Consider the following 22,235-nt stretch of genomic DNA (forward strand, 5'->3'; position numbering starts at 1 on the left):
TCCTAAAAACGGCAGTTGAATCTACTCCTCTCAATAATTCAACTGCGGTTTTTAGGTTAATTACTAAAATTCGAGGTTAACAATGAGTGTATTGGTAAATAAACATACTAAAGTACTGTGTCAGGGTTTTACTGGAAAACAAGGAACTTATCATTCAGAACAGGCGATTGCTTATGGCACACGCATGGTTGGTGGCGTGACACCAGGAAAAGGTGGGCAGCAGCATCTGGGCTTACCGGTATTTAATACTATGCGAGAAGCCGTTGAAGAAACTAAAGCGGAAGCCAGCGTAATATACGTTCCAGCGCCATTTTGCAAAGATTCTATTTTGGAAGCAGCAGACGCAGGAATTCAATTAATTGTTTGTATCACAGAGGGTGTTCCTGTATTAGACATGTTGCAAGTAAAAGTCTATTTGGAAAATAATACCCAGGCCCGTTTAATTGGACCAAACTGCCCTGGAATTATAACTCCAGGTGAATGCAAAATTGGGATTATGCCAGGTTCAATTCATTTGCCTGGTAAAGTAGGTATCGTCTCACGCTCTGGTACACTAACTTATGAAGCAGTAAAACAAACCACCGATAAAGGATTTGGGCAAAGTACCTGTATTGGTATTGGTGGTGATCCAATTCCTGGAACCAGTTTTATTGATGCATTAGCTTTGTTTGAACAAGACGCTCAAACACAAGCCATTATCATGGTGGGTGAAATTGGAGGCTCTGCAGAAGAAGAGGCTGCTGAATACATTAAATCACATGTAAGTAAGCCAGTCGTTTCCTATATAGCAGGTGTTACCGCGCCCGCAGGCAAGCGCATGGGGCATGCTGGGGCAATTATCTCTGGTGGTAAAGGAACTGCAGCTGAGAAGTTTAAAGCATTAGAAGCAGCCGGTGTAAAAACGGTACGTTCACCAGCTGATTTAGGCGATGCAATTGCCGAAGTAACTGGTTGGTAGTCAATTTAGACTATAGCTTGAGTTAAGGCAAAGCCTACAGCCATTAAGTTAAGTATTTTGTCATTCCCGCGCAGGCGGGGATCTATTTCTAAATAAAGTAGTGAGTTGCTCTGAAAATGGATCTCCGCTTTTGCGGAGATGACAAAGGCGAAAAAGCCAAATCATATTGATGGACGCAGGTAAAGCCAAAACTGAGGAATATCGAATCGTTCACTATAACTGGGGTTCACTGATACCCAATTTTTTTTAGGTATTTCATGACAAATTTTCGAAGCATTGCGGATATACGACGTGAGTATGGGGATCTCAATTTAAGTGAGGAATCACTTCCAGCTGATCCGCTTATTCAATTTAAGCTTTGGTTTGAAGATGTTTTAAAAAATGAAAAAAACGATCCGACCGCTATGGTTCTTTCTACGGTAGATAAGCGAGGTTACCCTGACTCCCGGGTTGTTTTGTTAAAGGGTGTTGATGAGGGTAAGTTTGTTTTTTATACCAACTATCAAAGTACAAAATCAAAACAAATTCAAAATAACCCTCATGTAGCGCTTAATTTTTATTGGCCACAAATGGCCAGGCAGGTACGTATTCGTGGTCAAATCAAGCAAGTTGATGAGGAGCAGTCTGATCTTTATTTTTCCTCAAGACCTATTAAAAGCCAATTCAGTGCAATTGTTTCTCCCCAAAGCCATGAGGTTGCGGGAAGAGAGTCGTTGGAGAAAGCTCTGAATGATTTAATACAAAAGCATGGACAAGAACCAGTACTACGTCCTAACTACTGGGGTGGTTATATGGTTATTCCCGACGAGATCGAGTTTTGGCAAGGACGGGATAATCGCCTGCATGATCGAATTCATTATTATCAACATGATGGACAATGGAAGCATCATCGGTTAGCTCCTTAGCTATAACCTAGATAACAGTACAATTCATCTCAGAGACTAAAATAGTTGATTAACCTCCCGGCTTAGTGTTTTATGTGCGCTTTAATACACTTTGAATGCTGCGTGTTTAAATGAAGTAGAAACGGTACTGGCGGCAAAATTTGCCGGCAAAGAGTTAACTTCTGCCACAAATATATATTTTTTCCCTCTTTCTGTTCTTACTCTATTTTTTGTGTTTTTTAAAGAGACAAAAAAAAGATTGGCATATTAATTGCTATATTAATATTAGAAATAACAACAATATTGATTTCGAACGTTATTTTTTCTGAGTTAAAAAAAATTTGTCAAGAATTAGTAAATGTTTTTATTTGGTAAATAAGCGTTAACATAAAGTCGTAAAATTAACTTAAATGTAGAAATTATTAACAGTATTAAAAATTCATGTACTGTATAAATAGAGGGTATAATCATGAACGACATAACAGCCTTACTACCACATATTAAATTACGTTTTAACATCGAACATCCAACTTATGAAGACAGTTATGCATTTGGTTACGAGTGTGCACTCGCCGATGTTACTGAAGAGGATAATCCGTTTCGTAAGGGTACTCAACAAGCAGAACATTGGTTAGAAGGTTGGTGGGACGCAATTGAGGGTGAAGAACCTTTATTTGAATTAAATACGACCGACAATGAAGAACTGTCTGCATGCGAAGAAGGAGCTGCAAACGATAAAGAGTATGGTCATAAGCACAGCTTTTTATCTCTAGTTATTGAAATTAGTGGCGCGATAGCAGCTTCAGCAATAGTTGGATATCAATTATTTGAATTGGTAGCATAGAATTTGCCCTTTAGTGAAGTTTTATAGAAGATTTCGCTTCATCATTGTCGGATTATGCTGCTGAACCCTCATGAGTACCTTCTCCCATCGAGGGAGAGGATTACCCAAGAAACATTGTGAGGTCTTAGCCAGTTTCTTGGGTAGATATTTTAATCCTTGAAAAATTTTAATACCATGGAGCGCATTCGCGCTGTTTCCGATGGATTGAATTCTTTATATATATCGCTACCGATATTAAGACATACGGTTACATTCTCACCAAGTCCTTTAAGTAAATCGACACCGGATAATTTAAGCAGGTTTATGTCAGTAGCTATATCAACAGCCCATGCATCAAGATAACTCGTTTCAGAAAACACAGGAAGAAAAACGTGTTCTCCTTCTTGTAAAAACAATACCTTAGGTTGATTTTCGTCTGAATTTTTTTCAATGGGTATAATAAAATTCGCTTTAATAAACTCAAGATAGGCTTTATTCGCTTCTTTGTTATTTCCAGCAGCATTAAGCGCTTCTTTTATTGCATGATTCAGAGCATTCATTTTGAGCCTTAGTAATATTAATATCAGATTGTGACATTCGTGTGCAACAAGGTACATTATGTTTGTAAATTATAACCATTTTCTATACCTATGAAAATGAAATCAAACTATGTGTTGAAATAAATGACAACACCAGTATAATGTAGGTTTTGTTTTGCAGAATTATTGCTCATTTTTTGGATAAGTATATTAGGGTTTGATTCTATTTCATACCGTTAACGATGTACTAGTGAACTCGGAATGTAAATGGAATGTTAACAAACTCTATCCTGGAGGTTTGTTTTTTGATGTGTCTACCAGTTAGTACCTTTTCAATCGAACAAAACTAATTAGGATTTTTATTAGTGTAGAGAGTTTATGAACAAAATACATGAGTCTAGAGTAGAGATTTATAACCAAAAAAAATATTTAGGATTTGCTTGGTTAGTATGGGGGTTGGCTGCTGCGTTCTATTTTTCTGATTATATGGCTCGTGTTGCACCCGGCGTAATGCATCGATACTTGCAAATGGATTTTGGGATTAATGAAGCGGGATTTGGCATAATAACCGCCTCATTTTATGTCCCTTATATTTTAATGCAAATCCCTGTAGGCCTCACGGTAGACCGGTTAAGTATCCGTTGGCTACTTACAGTAATGTCATTAGTTACCGCGTTTGGATGTTGTGTTTTTGGTCTTGCAGATGGTTTGTTTATGGCCTCAATAGGCAGAATGCTCATAGGTTTCAGTGCAGCATTTGCTTTTATCTGTTCATTAAGATTAGCGACATCATGGTTTCCACCTACCATGTTGGGTTTATTAGCAGGTTTAACCCAGGCATTAGGAATGCTCGGGGCTGCTGCTGGTGAAGCGCCTGTTTCATTTTTAGTGACTAATGTGGGTTGGCGCCACAGTATGCTGATTATTGCTTTTCTATTTATCGCCCTGGCCGCGTTATTGTATCAATTTGTACAAGATAAACCTGGAGAGCATCGTAGTGAAGTCCACTCTGTGAATCAGCTCAGCATTCTCCAGAGCTTAAAAATTGTATTATCATGCAGACAAACATGGCTCAATGCGTTATATGCCGGATTTTTATTTGGCCCAACCGCGGTGATTGGTGAGGCAATTGGCCCTGCATATTTACAATTCGGAAGGGGGCTTGGCGCTCATGCTGCTGCTTTTGCTACAGGATTAATATTTATTGGTTGGGGGATTAGCGGTCCTTTATCCGGTTGGCTTTCAGATAAGATGGGGCGTCGTAAGCCTTTGATGATACTTTCAGCAATTTTTGGTGTCATTCTTACCTCTCTCTATGTATTTAGTCCTAATCTAAGCCAAACATCAGCTTATATACTCTTCTTCTTTTTCGGGGTAACAAATACGGGTGTTGCCATTGCCTATGCGGTTTCAACTGAGATACATGACAGAAGTGTAGTCGGAACTTCTATTGCATTTACCAATATGATATCAATCTTTGTAGGTGCTCTATTGCAGCCTTTGGTTGGACGATTGGTCGATATGGTTTCAGGTGCTCGTGCTTATAATGTTGAGACTTTATTACTCTCTGATTTCCAAGCGGGCTTAAGGATACTTCCTCTTTGCTCCATTATCGCACTCATTTTAGCTTTTACAGTTAAGGAAACTTATTGTAAGCCCAAAAATCATGCCTAAACCTGTAGGTATTTTTTAGGGATTTATTGTCCACTCGAATATTATTCAACTCCTTTGTCATCCCGCGGTACACGCCGGGATGACGTCAAGTTCTGTTCATCAAAAAAATTGGAACAAAAGATCAGTTGATATAAAAAATAGTTATTGCTGTTTTTTTATAAGCTTATCGCACTCCGATGTTATTTGCTGTTATACTTTGAGCTGCAGTTTTGCTGCTTGCGAATTAATAACATGGAGAACAGAATGAAAAAATTTACAGGATTAGTAATTATCCTGGCCGTTCTAATTCTAGGCGGATATTATGGCATGGGGGTTCTTACTGAAAAAACAATCAGAAAGAATGTAGAAGTAATTGACCAATCTAATGGATTATTTGCTGAAATTGAGCAATACCATAAAGGATTATTTAGTTCTGAAGCCAAAATTAAATGGCGCTTACATATTCCAGAACGCGTTGTTAAAGATGCAAATGGACAACCTCAAACTCTTCCTGCCCAAGATTTTAATTCGGAGATGCCACTAACAATCCATCATGGTCCAGTTATTTTTGCAAATAATCGTTTGCGCTTTGGGTTGGGCTATGCTGAAACAGTTTTCCCGTTTCCATCGCAATATAATGAACAATTTGATGCTCAATTCTCTAAAGACTCAGTTAAGCCACAGTTGGATTTAAGTATTTTCGTGAATTACTTAAATGAAAGCACCGTTGATTTCAAAGTACCTAACTTTAAATTAATTGCCAAAGATGGTACTGGTAACTTTGAATGGTTGGGTATGGACTCAAGTACCACCATGTCTTCTGGTATGGGAAAGGTTGAAGGGAAAATCAAATTGGATGGCTTAAATGCTACCAAAGATGATACCAAAATTACTTTAAGTAAAGTATCCAGCGATTATGATTTGCATGAAACACCTGCCGGACTGTATCTTGGGGATGCAAACTTCATCCTGCCCTCTTTTATTGTGTTAGTTAAAGATCAAAAAATGTTTGAGATTGTCGATCTGGTAATTAAGTCAGACAGTGATATCGAGCAGCATCTTTTTAATACTAATTTTAATGTGACTCTAAAATCTCTATTAGCAAATGGCCAAAATTATGGTCCAGGAGATTTGGAAGTTGCTTTAAGAAACCTTGATGCGGATGTGTTGGCTAAAATTAATCAGCAAACAACGGCGATGCAAAACGGTAATGACATGCAACGCCAACAAGCAATGCTTGCGCTGCTTCCTGAACTACCCAAATTATTTAATAAGGGTGCGGAATTTGAAATCTCTAAACTGAGCCTAAAGATTCCCCAGGGGCAGATTGAAGGTAATCTTTTTGTCACTTTGCCAAAGGGTGATAATGCTAACCCATTTGAAATGATGCAAAAAATTCAGGGTAAAGCGAAATTACAAGTTCCTGCAGAAGCTGTAAAAGAGATAATGAAGCAATCAGTGATTCAACAAATCGCCAAAAAGCCTGAATTGCAACAAACCTTAACACAACAATTGCAAGCGAACCAAACAGCCGCTCAAACAAATCAGCCATCTCCATCAGTTGAGCAACTCGCTGAAATGCAAACCAACAAACAAATAAATGCATTGCAGCAAAGTGGCTTAATTACAGTTCAAGGAACTGATTTTGTGATTGAAGCGAGTTTGGACCAGGGTAAATTTACAATTAATGGCAAACCATATGACCCTTCAATGATGAAATTTTAAGATGCAATTGGAGTAATTTTGTAAGGAGTAGTTCGTAAAAAACAACTCACTCCTTATAAGAACTCCTTGCGCTGTGAATGAACATTATATATTGATTTTTAATGCAGTTTTTTCTGTTCTGCCCTTGTCTCAATGGGCTTGTTTCGGTAATATACTGTTTTTAAAAGGAGGAGCTAATAATAATGACAACAATCAGTAACGAAGTAGTGGATAACACCGCTTCTCTGGCCGAAAGCGTAACTCTTTCAGTGCAAAAATATTTTTCAGAGCTTAAGGGAACTGATCCTGTTGACTTATACCAATTTGTACTTGAAGAGATTGAAACACCTTTGTTTCGCGCAGTGATGGAGCATTGCAAGTACAATCAGTCACGTGCAGCAATTATGCTGGGGATTAGCCGTGGTACTTTGAGAACTAAGTTGCGTCGATATTTCGATGATAAATATGTTGGTACTCGAGACTAACGGAACATTGAATTGAAGAAGAGGAGCGAACGAGCTCCTTTTTTTTTAATGTAAATTTATGAAGTATACTAATGCAGGATAGGTCAAAAATCCCTGCCTTCAATCTCGGGAATCTTCATCACATTGAGCAAAGAAAAATTAGACACTTAAGTGGATAGGCGAAAGAAATAAAATGTAGGTTGGGTCTTGGCCCAACATAAAAACATTTTTGAGTTTTTTGTTACCCAAGAGCCAACCTACAATTTGCACAACGTGTAGCAAGTAATAAGCGTACAGTTACTCAGCAAACATTGAGCTTACAGACTCTTCAATATTCACCCTTTTAATCGCCTGTGCGAGCATGTCTGATAAACTGACAACGCGAATTTTTTCGCATTCCCGAGCTTCATCAGATAAGGGAATCGTATCGGTAACTACAATTTCATCGAGTCCAGAATTTTTAATATTATTGATTGCAGGGCCAGATAAAACGGGGTGTGTTATATAAGCTCTGACAGTATGAGCGCCATTTTTCTTAAGCTCATGGGCAGCAGAGCAGAGCGTTCCTGCAGTATCAACAATATCATCGACAATAATACAGTCTTTATTCTTTGGCTCACCAATAATATGCATTACTTCGGATTTATTAGGACCACTGCGGCGCTTGTCTATGATACATAACTCAGCATGATCAAGACGCTTCGCTACTGCTCGAGCTCTAACAACACCTCCCACATCAGGGGAAACGACCATAATGCTTTTTAGATTCTGTTTTGTTATGTCTTCGAGAAGTATCGGAGTTGCATAAACGTTATCTACAGGCATATAGAAAAAGCCTTGAATCTGGTCTGCATGAAGGTCTACTGTAAGGACCCGACAAATTCCTACTGAAGCCATCATATCAGCAACGACTTTTGCTGTAATAGGCACACGTGCAGAGCGTACTCGTCGATCTTGTCGTGCATAACCAAAATAAGGAACTACAGCGGTGATTCGAGCAGCAGAAGATCTTCGTAGCGCATCAGCCATGGTCAAAAGTTCCATGAGGTTATTACTAGCTGGTGCACAAGTTGATTGAATTATAAAAACGTCCCGACCACGAACATTTTCAAGAATTTCAATCATTGTTTCCCCATCGCTAAAAGTACCAACAGTAGCCTGGCCAATAGGTATTTGCAGATGAGAAGAAATTTGTTGAGCTAATTCCGGATTTGCATTTCCGGCAAAAATCATCATTGTGGACATGTGTAAAAAGCCTTTAGATTTAGGTTTAATCATTTAACTTAAACACATAGCAGAAGACAGCCAAAAAGATATTATTATTATTTGAGCATTACAAGAACGCATCCTTCTAGGTTATCTTCTGCTGTCTGTTTACTTGAATCAACAAGAATGTGGCAGGGGTGCTAGGATTCGAACCTAGGTATGCAGGGATCAAAACCCTGTGCCTTACCGCTTGGCGACACCCCTAAATTTGCAGATTCTTACAATCATCCATTATAAAATTGCGTTCATCCCTGCAAATGTGTTGCGTATTTTGCAGTGCTTTTGGAAACATGTCAACTTTGAAAGCAATAATTTTTTATATTTTTAAATGGAAGCAGTAGTTGACATTAGAGCAAGAATATCATATGTGGTTAAAACGAATCATTTAAAAGCAAGATTTAGAAAAATCTGACGTTCTAAATCTTGCTTTTAGTCAATTCTAACTGGGATTTAAATAGTCCAATTTTGAATTACTACTTTGACCATAACCCCATTGCCTTCAAGACGAATCATACTTGGCAAATCAATGCCCTTAACGGAAGTATATTTGGTGAAATTGATGGTATAACCATTTTGTTCCAGTGCGACTAGGTGATTGTACTTATCTCGGTGTTCAGTTTGAACAGGTCCTGGTGCAGGCAGACCTCGCACCCAATAATAAAGGTTGTTTACCGGAAGACGAATTCCTGTTTGCTCTACTAATAATTCGTCCGCATTATGTGAGCTGATCTTTTTGGGTCCATCTTGATAGGTAATTGTATTGCCTTTTTTGTCAATAAGGACTGTCCCGCTACCTAATGGGCCCATAAGTCGGATTTGATAAGCACTGGGACCTTCTTGTCTCCAATTCATGGCAGCAGACCATCCTTTGTTTTTATTTTTGGCTGCCATGGCCCCACGAAGTTCCCATGAGGAAACAGTCTCTGTTTTTGCTTTACGTTGTTCTACAGGCATGACTTTATTTTCGGGTAATTCTGCTGCAGGTCGCGGAGGAGCGCAGGCAGTTAGTAAAAAGGGGGTTATCATTATTATTAATCGTTTTATATTATTCATTGGTCACCTCAAGTCCTTTTATGTAGTTTTTCAATTAACAATACGCTAGACTGTTCGCATATGCAATTAGTCTTAATCATTATGAAATTAAAAGCAATTTATCCTGGAACTTTTGATCCCGTTACGAATGGACATGTTGATATTATTAGTCGTGCCGCGACGATTTTTCCTGAAATTATTGTTGCCGTAGCAAGCAATAAAGCGAAACGTCCTTTTTTGCCACTAGAGACACGAATTGAACTTGTAGAAGAGGCAATTGCCCATTTACCTGGAGTACGTGTACTTGGGTTTGATAACCTGTTAATTGATTTTGCATTAGAACAAAATGCAGGGGTTGTTTTACGCGGTTTGCGCGCAGTGTCTGATTTTGAATATGAATTTCAATTGGCTGGAATGAATCGAAAATTATCCAAACAAATAGAAACCATTTTTTTAACCCCCTCAGAAAATTTTATGTATATTTCTTCTACTCTAGTACGTGAAATTGCGCTTCTGAAAGGAGATATTTCTCAGTTCGTTCCTTCTTGTGTCGTCAGAGAACTCCAAAAGAGGCAACATGAACATGGGACTTAGAAGACTATCCAAAGGCTTTTTCCTGATTACGAGTAGCATCAATTTTCTATATTTTCCTACTAATGCGCTTGCCCAGCAAAATAACTCGCGTCCTCCTGGTTATGCAGTAGCCAGTGCAAATCCGTTAGCAACTAATGCCGGACTCGAAATTTTAGCAAATGGTGGAAATGCTTTTGATGCAGCAATTGCTGTATCTGCAGCATTAGCAGTTGTTGAACCATACCATTCAGGATTGGGTGGAGGAGGATTTTGGTTACTGCATCAAGAAAATCAGCATAAAAACATCTTTATTGATGGACGAGAGGTTGCACCTCAAGCCGCAAAGGCAGACATGTTTTTGGGAGCTGATGGGCATGTGATACCAGGACTATCCTTAAATGGAGGATTAGCTGCAGCAATCCCTGGGGAGCCAGCCGCATTGGTCTACATTGCCAAAAATTATGGACGATTACCTTTAGCACAATCGCTTGCTCCGGCAATTAGGTTAGCACAAGAGGGCTTTGAGGTTGATAAGCAATTAAGCTCATTGCTGAACAACGAAGACCGACTGGAGCAAATTAAGAAATACCCTTCTACAGCTAAAATTTTCCTGAACAAAGGACGTCCTTATCGCATTGGGGAGCAATTAATTCAAACGGATTTGGCAAATACTCTAAAGTTAATCGCCGAGAAGGGCGAAGACGGCTTTTATACTGGAGCAGTTGCAGAACGTTTGGTTAAAGGGGCTAATGCTGCGGGAGGAATTTGGACCCTTGAGGATTTAGCTAAATATAAAATCAAAGTGAGAGAACCATTAATTGGTGCCTATCATAACATGTTAATTATAACGGCACCCCCACCTTCAGCAGGTGGCGTTGCGTTATTGACTATGCTCAATATATTGTCTCACTACCCTTTGTCCTCCTTCTCAAAAATTCAATGGATACATCACTTGGTAGAGTCCATGCGTTTGGCCTATTGGCAGCGCGAGCAGTTTTTGGGCGATCCTGATTTTGTGACTATTCCTATTGGGAATTTAATTTCTGCTGAGAATGCGAAAAAGTTAAGTACCTTAATCCCACCACATAAAGCACTACCTAGTGCCGTTTTACGTGGACAGGTAAAAAAACAGTCAGCAATGCAACCTGAGACTACTAATACTACGCATATCTCTATTATTGATGCCGAGGGTAATCGGGTTTCTGCAACGATGTCGATAAATTATATTTTTGGCTCCAGTGTTGTAGCCGATGGTACCGGTGTTTTGCTAAATGATGAAATGGATGATTTTTCTACTAAAGTTGGCGAGGAAAATGTTTTTGGTATTGTTGGTGGCGATAAAAATGCCATCGCTCCCGGCAAAAGACCATTATCCAGCATGACACCTACCTTCCTTGAATTACCACAGCGTGTTGCCATTTTGGGGACTCCAGGAGGCAGTCGTATTCCTACTATGGTTTTAATTGCAGCATTAGTATTCCACGATGGGTACGGTGCAATTAGTATGGTTTCAGCAATGCGCTTTCATCATCAGTATTTACCTGATGTACTGCAGTTTGAACCGGATACTTTTCCGCCGGCGATTCAAGAAGCATTAAAAGCCATGGGGTATGATTTAATGCCATTAGAACGATACTATGGTGATATGCAAGCGATTACCTGGGATAAGCAAACGAATATCCTTACCGCGGCATCCGATCCGAGAGCTATTGGATTAGCAGCATCTATAGTGAATGCTCCAAGCGGATATGGGCATGGAGCACGCTTCTAACCGAAAAAGCCATATTGGGCACTCAAATCTGCCTTTTTCTCTAGATTTTTACTTGTGGCTACTACTCTATTGTCTAGGCTGATCTTCTCCAACCAGTTCTTTGATTACTGAATAAGTTTGTTGAATCAATTGTTCTTTATTTTCAATGGTGAATTGTGATGCATCGATTGGTTTGCCTACATGTATTTCTGCTTTTTGTTTCAGATGAAAATTAAAGGTTCGTGCGGGTAAAATATTATTAGCACCACGTATTCCTATAGGAATAATGGTTGCTTTGGATTGAATTGCAGTGATAAAGCCCCCTTTTTTAAACGACCCAAGTTTTCCATCTTTGGACCGAGTTCCTTCAGGGGCAATCCACATAATGATCCCACTCTCCATGAGCTGTTGTGCATAGGCCAAGTCTTTGATGGCTTGATATTTATTTTTCCTATCTATAAAAGGAAATTCTGCAGCTACCATTGCTTTACCCATTAAGGGAACTTTTGCGAGTTCTTTTTTAGAGAGCATGCGAATGGAGTGATTTGGAAAGGCCTTAAATGCAAGTGGAATATCGTAGGCACTCGAATGATTGCACATCAGAATTGTAGCCCTTCCTTCTTGTGGCTGGACATTAAAAGGATTGATTACTTTATATTCTACTTGTACTGCATTGAGCAATTGATCAACCCAATGATGGATCGCCTTATCTGTCCATTTTCGATTTATGGTGCTAAAAAAATATTTAAAAATACAGCGCGTACTGGTTACTGCTGTATAAAATATTATATTACAAAGAACAAATGCGGTTCGTAATTGATTGATTTTCATTAGTGTTAGAGTTAAGTAAAGTAGCGGTAATATAGCGCAAGTTCATACGAATGCCCAGATAGTTTTTAAAGAGTCTCATTCACGTTAGAAATGTCGATTCAATATAGAAAGTTTAGCCTATTTAGCAAAAAAATATACTTCCGGTCCTGGGTGAGGAATTCACTGGTACTAAATCTTACGTTCCTCCTTAACAAGCATTCATCTGGAAAGACACCATGAGTATCAAAAACATTGGCGATCTTTTTGTTGCTTACCCACGTTCGAGCATTTAAAAAATTAATTTTGACATGTAGGGCAGAAAAAAGAATTACGTCCGGCAATTATCACCGATTCAATAGGGTGGTGGCAGCGCAAACAAGGTTGATTTTTTCGGCCATATACTTTGAGTGATATACTGAAATAACCGGGTTTGCCATCAAAAGCATAAAAATCGCGCAAGGTTGTTCCCCCCGAGATGATGGCTTGTTTTAGCACTTCTTTAATCTGTGTAGTGAGTCTGTCACACATTTCTTCTGAAAGCATTTTTGCAGGAGTATTCGGATGTATATTCGCTAAAAATAGACTTTCTGATGCATAAATATTGCCAACTCCTACCACAATGTCATTATCCATAATCAATGATTTAACGGGTTTATTTTTATTTTGGGCTCTCTGAAATAAATAAAAACCATTAAATTCGTCCGAAAGAGGTTCAGGGCCCAAATGTGCAAGCAATTGATGTTGGTATGGGTTTTCCTGGATATAAAGAAATAAACCAAAACGTCTGGGATCACAAAACCGTAATACCAGACCATTGTTTAGCATCAACATAATGTGATCGTGTTTTTCGGGTTTGCTCTGAGCCGATACAATGCGTAAATGCCCCGACATGCCGAGATGAATTAAAAGATGTCCTGTTGAGAGCTGCAGCAGGATATACTTCGCTCTACGGGTAACGGCGATTATTTTTTTACCGACACAAAACGAAGCCAAATTATCAGGCACGGGGATTCGGAGTTTGGGATTACGAACCATAACTTCTTGAATTGTGTGACCTTCAATATGGGGTTTAATTCCTTCTTTAGTCGTTTCAACCTCAGGTAATTCAGGCATTATTTTTTATCGTCATGCTCAATGATGCGGCCCTGATTTTTTTTAATCACTTCTGTTTTAGTCGAGCTGCTTGGGAACAGGTATTGTTTTATTGTGGCAACAAGCCATAGGATAGCCCCTATAATAATTCCCCAAACTAAAACGTAGGAGAACATAAATAATAAACCAAAAAATAGGGCGATTGCACAACCCGCTATGATAAAAGGCACCAAATTTTCAAAGATTTTTCCCAGAGGGAATTTATCGTTCATTGCTTGATTCCATAGTTTATTCATTATTAATTATCGGCTACATAATGAAATGTTGCAACGGAAAGAGTAAAATTGTGATATCCTTATTATGAGATAAGGATTTTCTGGAGTTCTTACAAGAGGTATCCAACTAAAGGATGAGTTTTTTCTTAATTTGCATTTTTGCATTTTTGCATTTGAAGTGGAGCTATTATGGTTTTTGGTTATTTAAACCTGTCTTTTTGGGGATATGTGATTGCAACGTTGATTTTCACGCAAATTACTATCGCGGCGGTAACAATATATCTTCATCGCAATCAAACCCACCGCGCGCTGACACTGCATCCTATTATCAGTCATTTTTTTCGTTTTTGGTTGTGGTTAACTACGGGAATGGTTACAGCAGATTGGGTTGCTATACATCGTAAACATCATGCATCATCAGATGTCGAGGGTGATCCTCACAGCCCGGTAGTTTTTGGCATTAAAAAAGTATTTTGGGAAGGAGCTGAACTCTACAAAGCAGCTCGTAAAGATAAAGAAATGGTCGCCAAATACTCTCATGGTACCCCTAAAGACTGGCTTGAGCGAAAAGTTTATTCCCCTCATTCTGCCAAGGGAATTGTACTTATGCTGCTTATTGATTTATTTTTATTTGGTGTCCCTGGAATCACTATTTGGGCAATTCAAATGATGTGGATTCCATTTCATGCAGCTGGAGTAATTAATGGGATCGGCCATCATTGGGGGTATAGAAATTTTGAATGCCTTGATGCTGCAAGAAATATTTTCCCTTGGGGTTTTTGGATCGGTGGCGAAGAGTTGCATAACAATCATCATACGTTTGCTTCTTCAGCAAAGTTTTCTATTAAATGGTGGGAGTTTGATATAGGTTGGATGTATATCCGTATCCTTTCCTTTTTAGGTCTTGCCAAAGTGAAAAAGTTACCACCTAAATTGGCTATGGACGAGGGCAAGCTGCAAGTCGATTTAGATACCGTAAAGGCAGTGATTGGAAATCGCTTTCAGGTGATGTCTAATTATTATAAAAGTGTGATTCGACCGATACTCAAGCAAGAAAAAAATAACAGCATTGAAAATAAAGAAGGCAAAAAACTCTTTGCGCGCGCTGGAAGTTTATTGCGTCGGGAAAATCGTCTGTTGAACTCAAAAGCTAAAATGCGTTTATCGAATTTGCTTGAAGCCCGTGAACAATTACGTGTGGTTTACGCCCATAAACAGTCACTTCAAAATATTTGGTTAAAAACTGCATCTACGCAAAAAGAGTTAATCGAAGCATTGCAACAATGGTGTAGACAAGCAGAAGAATCAGGCCTAGAAGTATTGAGACAATTTGCGCAACAGCTAAAAGGATATGTACCGGTATATAGGTAATTCTTTTATAATTTTTTAATTTCGCTCAACTGCTCATCTCACGGAGAGGAGATGAGTGGGCTGCATTAGGTTAAGGAATATGGTCATTCCCGCTTAGACGGAAGTTTCATCCCTGAATTGGCTTTGCTGATAGAGATGGATTCCAACCTACGGGGGAATGGCCATTTTACATAGATATGAAGCTTAATGGCAGTGAAGAGGATATTTGACTTTTAGTCTCGATTTTCTATAGTAGTAGTTTATTATCGCAATAACAGGGAGTTGGTTATGATGAAAGGTGTAGCAATAGTTACTGGTGGAACTGGTGGTATCGGCACAACCATTTGTCAACGTTTAGCTGCCGATTTTCAAGTAGTCGCGTGTTATTTCAAGCATGGAAACCATGAAGAAGCGAAGCAATGGCAAGAAGAGCAAAAAAAGCTAGGCTATGATATTGATATCGTTTATGGGGATATCGCGCAATTTGCAGATTGTGAAAAAATAATGTCTTTAATCATGGAGCGTTATGGCCGTGTTGATGTCCTGGTTAACAATGCGGGCATTACTCAGGATTGTAGTTTACGGAAAATGACTCCAGAACAATGGCAAAATGTGATCGATGCGAATTTGACTAGCGTATTTAATATGACCCGCAATGTAATTCCAGTCATGATCGAGAAGGGTTATGGTCGCATCATCAGCATTTCTTCAATTAATGGCCGAAAAGGCCAATTCGGGCAATGTAACTATGCTTCTACTAAGTCTGCTTTGTATGGTTTTAGCAAAAGCCTGGCATTAGAAGTAGCAAATAAAGGCATAACCGTGAATACGGTTTCTCCTGGCTATATAGAAACACCCATGCTTGCTTCTTTAAAAGAAGAGGTATTAAAGTCTATTATTTCAAGTATTCCTGTTGGTCGTTTGGGACATTCAAAAGAGGTTGCTGATGCAGTTGCTTTTTTAGCATCTCCAGACAGTGGATTTATTACTGGCGCGAATTTGGATGTGAATGGTGGGCAATATATGTAAATGCGCTAGGGTTTGCTATTAAAAATCTGGCCATTGTAGTTGTTTTATTCTCAAACTTCTAACTTATAGAGAATCTCATGCAACATAATAATATCGTTTTGATTACTGGTGGTACTGGGGATATAGGCACAGCAATTGCGAAAGAATTGAATTCATCTTACAAACATGTTTTTGCTCTTGATTTAATTACAGAAGAAGATGGCAAAGCATGGCAAAAAGAGCTTATGGATGAAGGATATAAAAATATTTATTTTCGACATATGGATGTAACGGATTTTGATCAATGCGGGGAGGTTATTTCTTCCATTATTGAACAGTTTGGTAATATTGATGTGTTAATTAATAACGCGGGTATCACTCGCGATGCTGTATTTACTAAAATGACCAAGAAGCAATGGGATGAAGTATTAACGGTAAATCTTGATGGTATGTTTAATGTAACTCGTCATGTTGTTGAAAACATGAGAGAACATGAATCAGGACGAATTGTTAATGTTTCTTCAGTAAATGCGCAAAAAGGACAATTTTCGCAAGCAAATTATGCTGCATCAAAAGCGGGTGTTTACGGTTTTACTAAAAGTTTGGCTCAGGAATTAATGAGTAAGAACATCACTGTCAATAGCCTATCGCCTGGGTATGTGGATACTCGCTTAATGAAAGGCATAAGACCCGATATTCTGGATTCGATTATTGCTCAAATTCCGGCAAAGCGTTTGGCGCAAACACAAGAAATTGCCTGGGCTGTAGAGTTTTTAATTAGCGAGAAGAGTCGATATATTACAGGAGCTAATCTCAGCGTCAATGGCGGCCTTCATATGTATTAAAACTCTTTTATTGAATAAAAGATCCGCTACTCTGCTACTGTCAGCCCCGTGCATTGCGAGATCTCGAGTTGTAGTACAGGATTATGATGGAGATCCCTCACTGCACTGGGATGGCGGGATAGGAAGAAAGGAAATTTCACTTAACGGAAAGGCTGTAAAGAATAAGGTGAGATTTTTATAGCTTAAACTCACCTAAATATTAAGAGAAAACTATGACTCGATTAATTAAAAAATACAAAAACCGTCGACTTTATGATACTGAGACAAGTCAATATATAACCCTTGAAGACTTACAGCGTTATGTTGTAGAGGGTATGCAATTTAAAGTAGAGGATTCGCTAACTGGGAACGATTTAACGAACTCGATCTTGTTGCAAATTATTGTGGAGATGGAAGCAGGTTCAACTCAATTTTTATCTTCCGATATTTTGCGGCAGATCATTGCTCTGGCAAATCATCCGATGCATGCTTCTTTAAAACAAATGATGGAACAAATGTTCCAAGTTATGGAAAAACCATTGCAAAATAATCCTTATCTTCAGGCAACTGAAAATTGGAATCAACAAATGCAAAAGATGATGCAACAATGGCAGACTATATTTAAAAGTTAAAATGTTATTACTGGTGTGATGATAAAGGCATTCTGTTGTTGATTTTTATGGTGCATTGCAAAAAAATATTTACTTAACCCATTGACAAATTTGTCATCAATAGACTAATATTAAATTGTGCGATGCAACATATTGGAGAATATCATGAGTCAACAAAATTTTGAAAGATGGACCGAAGCGGCTAAAAAACTTCAAGAACCTTTTCAAGCAATGGCTGAATTGAACGTGAAAACGCTGCAAAGTTTGAATTATCTGAAACCTGAGGAACTTTCTAATATTAAAAAGCCTGAAGAATTATTAGAAAAGCAAGTTAATCTAGCTGTTGAAAATGGAAAAAAGGCTTTAGATTACATGCAAAAATCGTTTCAAATTCTTGAGAAAGCAATGTTAGGTTTCGTCCAAGAAGCTAAAAAAGCTACTGAAGTAAAGCATTAATTAAATATCTTATTTGAAAGCAGTTGAAGCCATTAAGCTTGAACTGCTTTTTTATATTTGAACTATTTATTCCATCCCAATTCAATGCGCTACAGGGGCTCCACTTGCTCCTCGCTATGATTATTAAGGATGACCTTATATAATCAAATTGCCTATGAGTATCGGATTCTACAAATAACGTACATCAGTTCAATAGAGCGTTTAATTCGATACGTCGATTATATTTATTGAAATTCTTCCAGGGGTTCTCTTTATGCTCCAAGCGCTGAAATATATTACCTAAATGATAAGATTGTGGATGTAAGGCAGGATTATCTAGCTCCTTCCACTCAAGAGGGGTTGCTATAGGCGCTCCTTTTATTGCGCGTAAGGAATAGGGTGCAATGGCAGTCATGGCATAATCATTTCGGAGGAAATCGATGAATACTTTATTGCCCCGTTTGTCTTTTCTTTGTTCTAAAGTGGTTATTTGAGGTTTTTGTTGATGCAGCTTTTCAGCTATTTTTTTTGAAATTTCTTTAACGCGATCGAACTGATAATGGGCTTTAATGGGCAGATGAATATGTAGGCCCCGAGAACCAGAGGTTTTGACAAAGGAGGTGAGTTGATACTCATCTAAAATCTTTTTTAAGGCGAGAGCAGTTTCTCGAATTTTTTCAAAATCATTATCTTGGGGATCCAAATCAAAAATAATTTGATCCGGTTTGTCAATCGCAGACATAGTGGACAGTGAAATATGAAACTCTAGAATATTTTGTGCGGCCAGATAAACCAAAGCCTTTTTAGAGCGGATACCTGCCATTTTCATGCTTAAATCCTTTTGTATTCGAGGTACAGTAAATTCTTCAATGAAATCAGGAAAATAATCAGGACGATGTTTACTATAAAAGCCAGCCTCATTAATACCATTTGGGTATCGTTTAAATGATATTGGCCTATTTCGCACAAAAGGCAAAAGATGTTCTGCGATTTTATAAAAATAGTCTACAACCTCTTTTTTTGAAATCTTGTCATCTGGATAAAGTAATTTATCAGCATGAGATATATCAATGCCTTCAATTTCCATAGTGATTGACTCCAAGAGGTGATGTTCTCATTATTAATTGGTGCACAAAATCATAATGCAAAGGACTGACATCATACATTTGAATGACAAAGCAGGGCTCATTACTCTTCTTTATAGCGTTCTCTTTAGGTTCTTGGGTTTTCCTAAAGTCTCTTTTCCGTTGATAACGCTTTAATTTCTTGTTTTGGAACATTATTTAAATCCTTTTTCTGTACTTTCCACTAAATTACCCTCAATAGGCTTAATGGATGTTATGATTAACAAATGGTCTTTATATAAATTTATTAGTCAATCAATTAAATTACAATTAATGAAACGCAACAAACTATTGTTCCAAAGTACGGTTAGAAAAGACTTTTTTAGTTTCCTGCAAGAGGATACAATGTTTTAAGGTTAGAAAAAAAATTAGAAAAGGTTATTAAAATAGGGGCATTGGGTGATTATTTTTCGTTATTTAGCCAAAGAAGTGTTTCTCACTTTAATTGCGCTCACCTCCATACTCGTATTAATTTTTCTGAGTAACCAACTTATTCAATACCTCAATCGCGCAGCCTCCGGAAATATCCCAGGTGTCATTATTATGAAGCTAATGATGCTTGAACTACCCACTTTATTGAGTCTATTGGTTCCATTAGGTTTTTATATTGCCATGTTGCTCGCATACGGTCGTTTGTATGCTGAGAGTGAGATGACCGTATTGCGTGCCTGTGGTTATGGGCCAAATCAGTTATTAAAACACAGTTTTATTATGGCGACTGTCGTAGGGATTATTGTGGCTGTAATTATGATTTGGGGAAGTCCTTTAATTTATATTGAACGAGCGAAGTTGTTGCGAACTACAGGGATAAAAACTTTGGTACAAACGATTATGCCTGGACGTTTTCATGCGATTAATGAAGGTCAAGAAGTGTTTTATGTTCAATCGATGAGTCGTGATCATACCAAAGCGGAACAAGTATTTTTGGCAAAACGTAGTTCGGTCAATAATCAAATTCGTTGGGATATTTTATGGGCGGATCAAGCTTTTGCAGAAACTGATGCAAAAACAGGAGAGGACTATATCATTCTGCAAAAAGGCAAAGAATATCAAGGAATTCCAGGACAGGCGGATTATCAAGTCGCAGAATTTGGACAGTATAAAGCCCGCTTGCCACATCCTGTTGTCAATACATCGGAAGATCTACGGACAATGAGTACGACCAGTTTACTCCCTTTCAACAATGAAGATCCTGCTAAGGCAGCAGAGTTGCAATGGCGTTTGTCTGTACCCATTATGGTATTTACTTTGACTTTAATCGCTGTTCCGTTGAGTCGTATTAATCCACGCTCAGGGAAATATGCTAAATTATTCCCCGCAATCATCATTTATATTTTATATGCTAATTTGTTATTTATTGCCCGTGATGCAATGGTTTCTGGAAAAATGCCTCAATGGATCGGTTTATGGTGGGTACATCTTATCGTAGTTGCCTTCGGTTTGTTCTTAATCGGGCGTAATCAGGCGAAATTGGCATGATGAAAATATTAGATCGCTATATTGCGAAAACTGTTCTTGGCTCAATTGGGTTAGTGACGCTCATGCTCGTTGGGCTACAAATTTTCATTTTATTTGTCGACCAATTAAATGATTTAGGCCGAGTGGATTATGGGATTACGCAAGCTGCATTTTTTGTTTTATTGCAAATGCCCTACCAAGTCTATTTATTTTTTCCTATGGCAAGCCTTCTCGGCTGCTTGATTGGGCTAGGAATTTTGGCCAATCATAGTGAGTTGGTGGTCATGCGGGCATCAGGAATGTCTATAGGGCAGATTACTATGGCGGTTTTAAAGGCCTCCATCGTACTGATTGTGTTGGTTACTGCATTAGGAGAAACTGTAGTTCCATACTTATCGCATTATGCCAATGATTATAAGACTGCTGCAGTCAGTGGCGGACAAACATTAAGAACTTCAAAGGGATCTTGGTTGCGGTATGGCAATGACTTTATTTCAGTAGGTTTAATCCTCCCTAATAATATTTTAAACAATATTTATCAATTTCGTTTTGATAATCATCATCATTTAAAAATGTCTCGTTTTATTGCCGAAGCTCGCTATACCCCTACAGGTTGGATTGCATATAATGTACAGCAAACCGATTTTGAAGCAGATAAAACCAAAACCCAGACATTTGCCTCTCTTCCCTGGGATGTATCTGTAAAACCAAAAATTTTGACAATCAGCAGTATTGAACCGGATGAAATGACCTTACAAGAACTGAATCGTTATATAAGAGAGCAAAAGCGAAATCATCAAAATGTACATAATTATCAGTTTGCTTTTCTTCAACGGATTATCCAACCATTGACGACTATGGTGATGATGATCCTTTCCATCCCATTTATTTTTGGTCCTTTGCGTTCAACGACTATGGGCTCAAAATTGTTGGTTGGCGCGGCAGTAGGATTTAGTTTCCATATTTTGAGCCGTTTTTTTGGTCCACTGAGTACCGTATTTCAATTACCGCCTGAATTAGCTGCTTTAGGACCTACTTTTATTTTTGCTTTATTGGGTTTGTACTTAATGAAAAGAGTTAGGTAAGTAGGTTACTTTACAATAAAGAATGTTTTCCACCATCTTAGGCTCTTGCAGCCAGGCTACTTATTTAATGTTCTGCCCCTTTTTTTTATGGTAAAATATTGCCCATATCGTATTAAAATCTTAATAATATGAAAATCCAGTGTAAGTTCTGCCGACAGCGTATGGAACCCACGGTGTGTTGGGAAAAAAGATTAATCACTACGGACCAAGCCGTTTATTATTGCAGTTTATGTAAAAAACAATTATTTGTTTTAGGCGGTTTTTTAGATAAACCATTTTGGCAACGCCCCATCTATTTATGGTTTTGCGGCTCGTTTATCATAGATCTAATCGATTATTGGGAAAAAGCGAAAAATCTTTTAAGTGAAATGCATCTTGGTAAATTTTTATACCTTGTTTTATCCATCATTGTAACCATTATTGTTTACTTCTTTTTAAGATAACAGCCGCTTCTATTTGCAATAGAATAGACGCAGGTTGGACCTTGGCCCCAATGGTTCATATCACGTTTGTATTC

24 protein-coding genes and 1 tRNA gene are annotated in these 22,235 nt (G+C 38.2%); 16 read left to right on the forward strand and 9 right to left on the reverse strand.

From position 1 onward, the window contains the following. Nucleotides 1–82: 82 nt before the first annotated feature. The 3 genes from sucD to ACF8MK_RS07380 all read left to right on the forward strand — a co-directional run bounded on the left by sucD (nt 83) and on the right by ACF8MK_RS07380 (nt 2,686). Nucleotides 83–958, forward strand: coding sequence for a succinate--CoA ligase subunit alpha (gene sucD, locus ACF8MK_RS07370; RefSeq protein ID WP_265703139.1), 876 nt, complete (start codon nt 83–85; stop codon nt 956–958). Between the two features lie 257 nt (nt 959–1,215). Next, on the forward strand, nt 1,216–1,863 hold the full coding sequence (gene pdxH / locus ACF8MK_RS07375; protein ID WP_392538768.1) for a pyridoxamine 5'-phosphate oxidase: 648 nt from the start codon (nt 1,216–1,218) through the stop codon (nt 1,861–1,863). Between the two features lie 448 nt (nt 1,864–2,311). Further along, nucleotides 2,312–2,686 carry a transmission trait enhancer LetE gene (locus ACF8MK_RS07380; RefSeq protein ID WP_392538769.1) on the forward strand — a complete coding sequence of 125 codons (375 nt, stop codon included), beginning with the start codon at nt 2,312–2,314 and terminating at the stop codon, nt 2,684–2,686. 149 nt (nt 2,687–2,835) lie between these two features. Here the strand turns inward: ACF8MK_RS07380 and ACF8MK_RS07385 are convergent, their stop codons facing one another. Next, nucleotides 2,836–3,225, reverse strand: a complete 390-nt coding sequence (locus tag ACF8MK_RS07385; RefSeq protein WP_392538770.1) for an SseB family protein — start codon at nt 3,223–3,225, stop codon at nt 2,836–2,838. Nucleotides 3,226–3,582: 357 nt separating this feature from the next. Between ACF8MK_RS07385 and ACF8MK_RS07390 the strand changes: the two genes are divergently transcribed. From ACF8MK_RS07390 to ACF8MK_RS07400, 3 genes are all read left to right on the forward strand, one after another. After that, nucleotides 3,583–4,878, forward strand: a complete 1,296-nt coding sequence (locus ACF8MK_RS07390) for an MFS transporter (protein ID WP_265703143.1) — start codon at nt 3,583–3,585, stop codon at nt 4,876–4,878. Between the two features lie 243 nt (nt 4,879–5,121). Further along, on the forward strand, nt 5,122–6,582 hold the full coding sequence (locus ACF8MK_RS07395) for a YdgA family protein (RefSeq protein ID WP_265703144.1): 1,461 nt from the start codon (nt 5,122–5,124) through the stop codon (nt 6,580–6,582). A 182-nt stretch (nt 6,583–6,764) separates the two neighbouring features. Further along, the gene (locus ACF8MK_RS07400; protein ID WP_003633193.1) at nt 6,765–7,046 is read left to right on the forward strand and encodes a helix-turn-helix domain-containing protein; all 282 of its coding nucleotides are present in this window, start codon (nt 6,765–6,767) and stop codon (nt 7,044–7,046) included. Between the two features lie 276 nt (nt 7,047–7,322). Here the strand turns inward: ACF8MK_RS07400 and ACF8MK_RS07405 are convergent, their stop codons facing one another. The 3 genes from ACF8MK_RS07405 to lolB form a co-directional block, all read right to left on the reverse strand. Next, nucleotides 7,323–8,270: a ribose-phosphate pyrophosphokinase gene (locus ACF8MK_RS07405; protein WP_392538771.1), complete on the reverse strand. Its 948-nt coding sequence runs from the start codon at nt 8,268–8,270 to the stop codon at nt 7,323–7,325. A gap of 150 nt (nt 8,271–8,420) precedes the next feature. Then, a tRNA-Gln gene (locus ACF8MK_RS07410) sits at nt 8,421–8,495 on the reverse strand. Nucleotides 8,496–8,741: 246 nt separating this feature from the next. Then, entirely contained in the window at nt 8,742–9,344 is a 603-nt protein-coding gene (lolB, locus tag ACF8MK_RS07415; RefSeq protein WP_265703146.1) for a lipoprotein insertase outer membrane protein LolB, read from the reverse strand. 60 nt (nt 9,345–9,404) lie between these two features. Between lolB and coaD the strand changes: the two genes are divergently transcribed. After that, nucleotides 9,405–9,917, forward strand: a complete 513-nt coding sequence (gene coaD, locus ACF8MK_RS07420) for a pantetheine-phosphate adenylyltransferase (protein ID WP_392538772.1) — start codon at nt 9,405–9,407, stop codon at nt 9,915–9,917. Next, nucleotides 9,901–11,667: a gamma-glutamyltransferase gene (ggt, locus tag ACF8MK_RS07425; RefSeq protein WP_392538773.1), complete on the forward strand. Its 1,767-nt coding sequence runs from the start codon at nt 9,901–9,903 to the stop codon at nt 11,665–11,667. The genes coaD and ggt overlap by 17 nt, the downstream gene beginning before the upstream one ends. A gap of 66 nt (nt 11,668–11,733) precedes the next feature. Here the strand turns inward: ggt and ACF8MK_RS07430 are convergent, their stop codons facing one another. The 3 genes from ACF8MK_RS07430 to ACF8MK_RS07440 form a co-directional block, all read right to left on the reverse strand. Further along, nucleotides 11,734–12,477, reverse strand: a complete 744-nt coding sequence (locus ACF8MK_RS07430; RefSeq protein ID WP_392538774.1) for a lysophospholipid acyltransferase family protein — start codon at nt 12,475–12,477, stop codon at nt 11,734–11,736. Between the two features lie 276 nt (nt 12,478–12,753). Then, complete coding sequence (gene mutM / locus ACF8MK_RS07435; protein WP_392538775.1) at nt 12,754–13,569, reverse strand: bifunctional DNA-formamidopyrimidine glycosylase/DNA-(apurinic or apyrimidinic site) lyase; 816 nt, start codon at nt 13,567–13,569, stop codon at nt 12,754–12,756. After that, a complete protein-coding gene (locus ACF8MK_RS07440; RefSeq protein ID WP_265703150.1) occupies nt 13,569–13,820 on the reverse strand; it encodes a hypothetical protein in 252 nt (83 codons plus the stop codon). Before ACF8MK_RS07440 ends, mutM begins: the two co-directional genes overlap by 1 nt. A gap of 192 nt (nt 13,821–14,012) precedes the next feature. Here ACF8MK_RS07440 and ACF8MK_RS07445 point away from each other — a divergent pair, with 192 nt between their 5' ends. From ACF8MK_RS07445 to ACF8MK_RS07465, 5 genes are all read left to right on the forward strand, one after another. Then, nucleotides 14,013–15,194 carry a fatty acid desaturase gene (locus tag ACF8MK_RS07445; protein WP_265703151.1) on the forward strand — a complete coding sequence of 394 codons (1,182 nt, stop codon included), beginning with the start codon at nt 14,013–14,015 and terminating at the stop codon, nt 15,192–15,194. 267 nt (nt 15,195–15,461) lie between these two features. Beyond that, nucleotides 15,462–16,202, forward strand: a complete 741-nt coding sequence (phbB, locus tag ACF8MK_RS07450) for an acetoacetyl-CoA reductase (RefSeq protein WP_265703152.1) — start codon at nt 15,462–15,464, stop codon at nt 16,200–16,202. A gap of 77 nt (nt 16,203–16,279) precedes the next feature. Further along, nucleotides 16,280–17,026, forward strand: a complete 747-nt coding sequence (gene phbB / locus ACF8MK_RS07455; protein ID WP_265703153.1) for an acetoacetyl-CoA reductase — start codon at nt 16,280–16,282, stop codon at nt 17,024–17,026. Between the two features lie 212 nt (nt 17,027–17,238). Then, nucleotides 17,239–17,637 carry a polyhydroxyalkanoate synthesis regulator DNA-binding domain-containing protein gene (locus ACF8MK_RS07460; RefSeq protein WP_392538776.1) on the forward strand — a complete coding sequence of 133 codons (399 nt, stop codon included), beginning with the start codon at nt 17,239–17,241 and terminating at the stop codon, nt 17,635–17,637. A 144-nt stretch (nt 17,638–17,781) separates the two neighbouring features. Further along, entirely contained in the window at nt 17,782–18,072 is a 291-nt protein-coding gene (locus tag ACF8MK_RS07465; RefSeq protein WP_392538777.1) for a phasin family protein, read from the forward strand. A gap of 184 nt (nt 18,073–18,256) precedes the next feature. Here the strand turns inward: ACF8MK_RS07465 and ligD are convergent, their stop codons facing one another. Then, complete coding sequence (ligD, locus tag ACF8MK_RS07470) at nt 18,257–19,138, reverse strand: non-homologous end-joining DNA ligase (RefSeq protein WP_392538778.1); 882 nt, start codon at nt 19,136–19,138, stop codon at nt 18,257–18,259. Beyond that, a complete protein-coding gene (locus ACF8MK_RS07475; RefSeq protein WP_392538779.1) occupies nt 19,128–19,331 on the reverse strand; it encodes a hypothetical protein in 204 nt (67 codons plus the stop codon). The genes ligD and ACF8MK_RS07475 overlap by 11 nt, the downstream gene beginning before the upstream one ends. A 243-nt stretch (nt 19,332–19,574) precedes the next feature. Between ACF8MK_RS07475 and lptF the strand changes: the two genes are divergently transcribed. The 3 genes from lptF (at nt 19,575) to ACF8MK_RS07490 (ending at nt 22,161) form a co-directional block, all read left to right on the forward strand. Then, complete coding sequence (lptF, locus tag ACF8MK_RS07480) at nt 19,575–20,654, forward strand: LPS export ABC transporter permease LptF (RefSeq protein ID WP_392538780.1); 1,080 nt, start codon at nt 19,575–19,577, stop codon at nt 20,652–20,654. Further along, complete coding sequence (gene lptG / locus ACF8MK_RS07485) at nt 20,654–21,718, forward strand: LPS export ABC transporter permease LptG (protein WP_392538932.1); 1,065 nt, start codon at nt 20,654–20,656, stop codon at nt 21,716–21,718. Before lptF ends, lptG begins: the two co-directional genes overlap by 1 nt. A gap of 173 nt (nt 21,719–21,891) precedes the next feature. After that, the gene (locus ACF8MK_RS07490; protein WP_392538781.1) at nt 21,892–22,161 is read left to right on the forward strand and encodes a hypothetical protein; all 270 of its coding nucleotides are present in this window, start codon (nt 21,892–21,894) and stop codon (nt 22,159–22,161) included. Nucleotides 22,162–22,235: the final 74 nt, after the last annotated feature.

Source organism: Legionella sp. 227 (genome assembly GCF_043161935.1).
Classification (GTDB): Bacteria; Pseudomonadota; Gammaproteobacteria; order Legionellales; family Legionellaceae; genus Legionella; species Legionella sheltonii.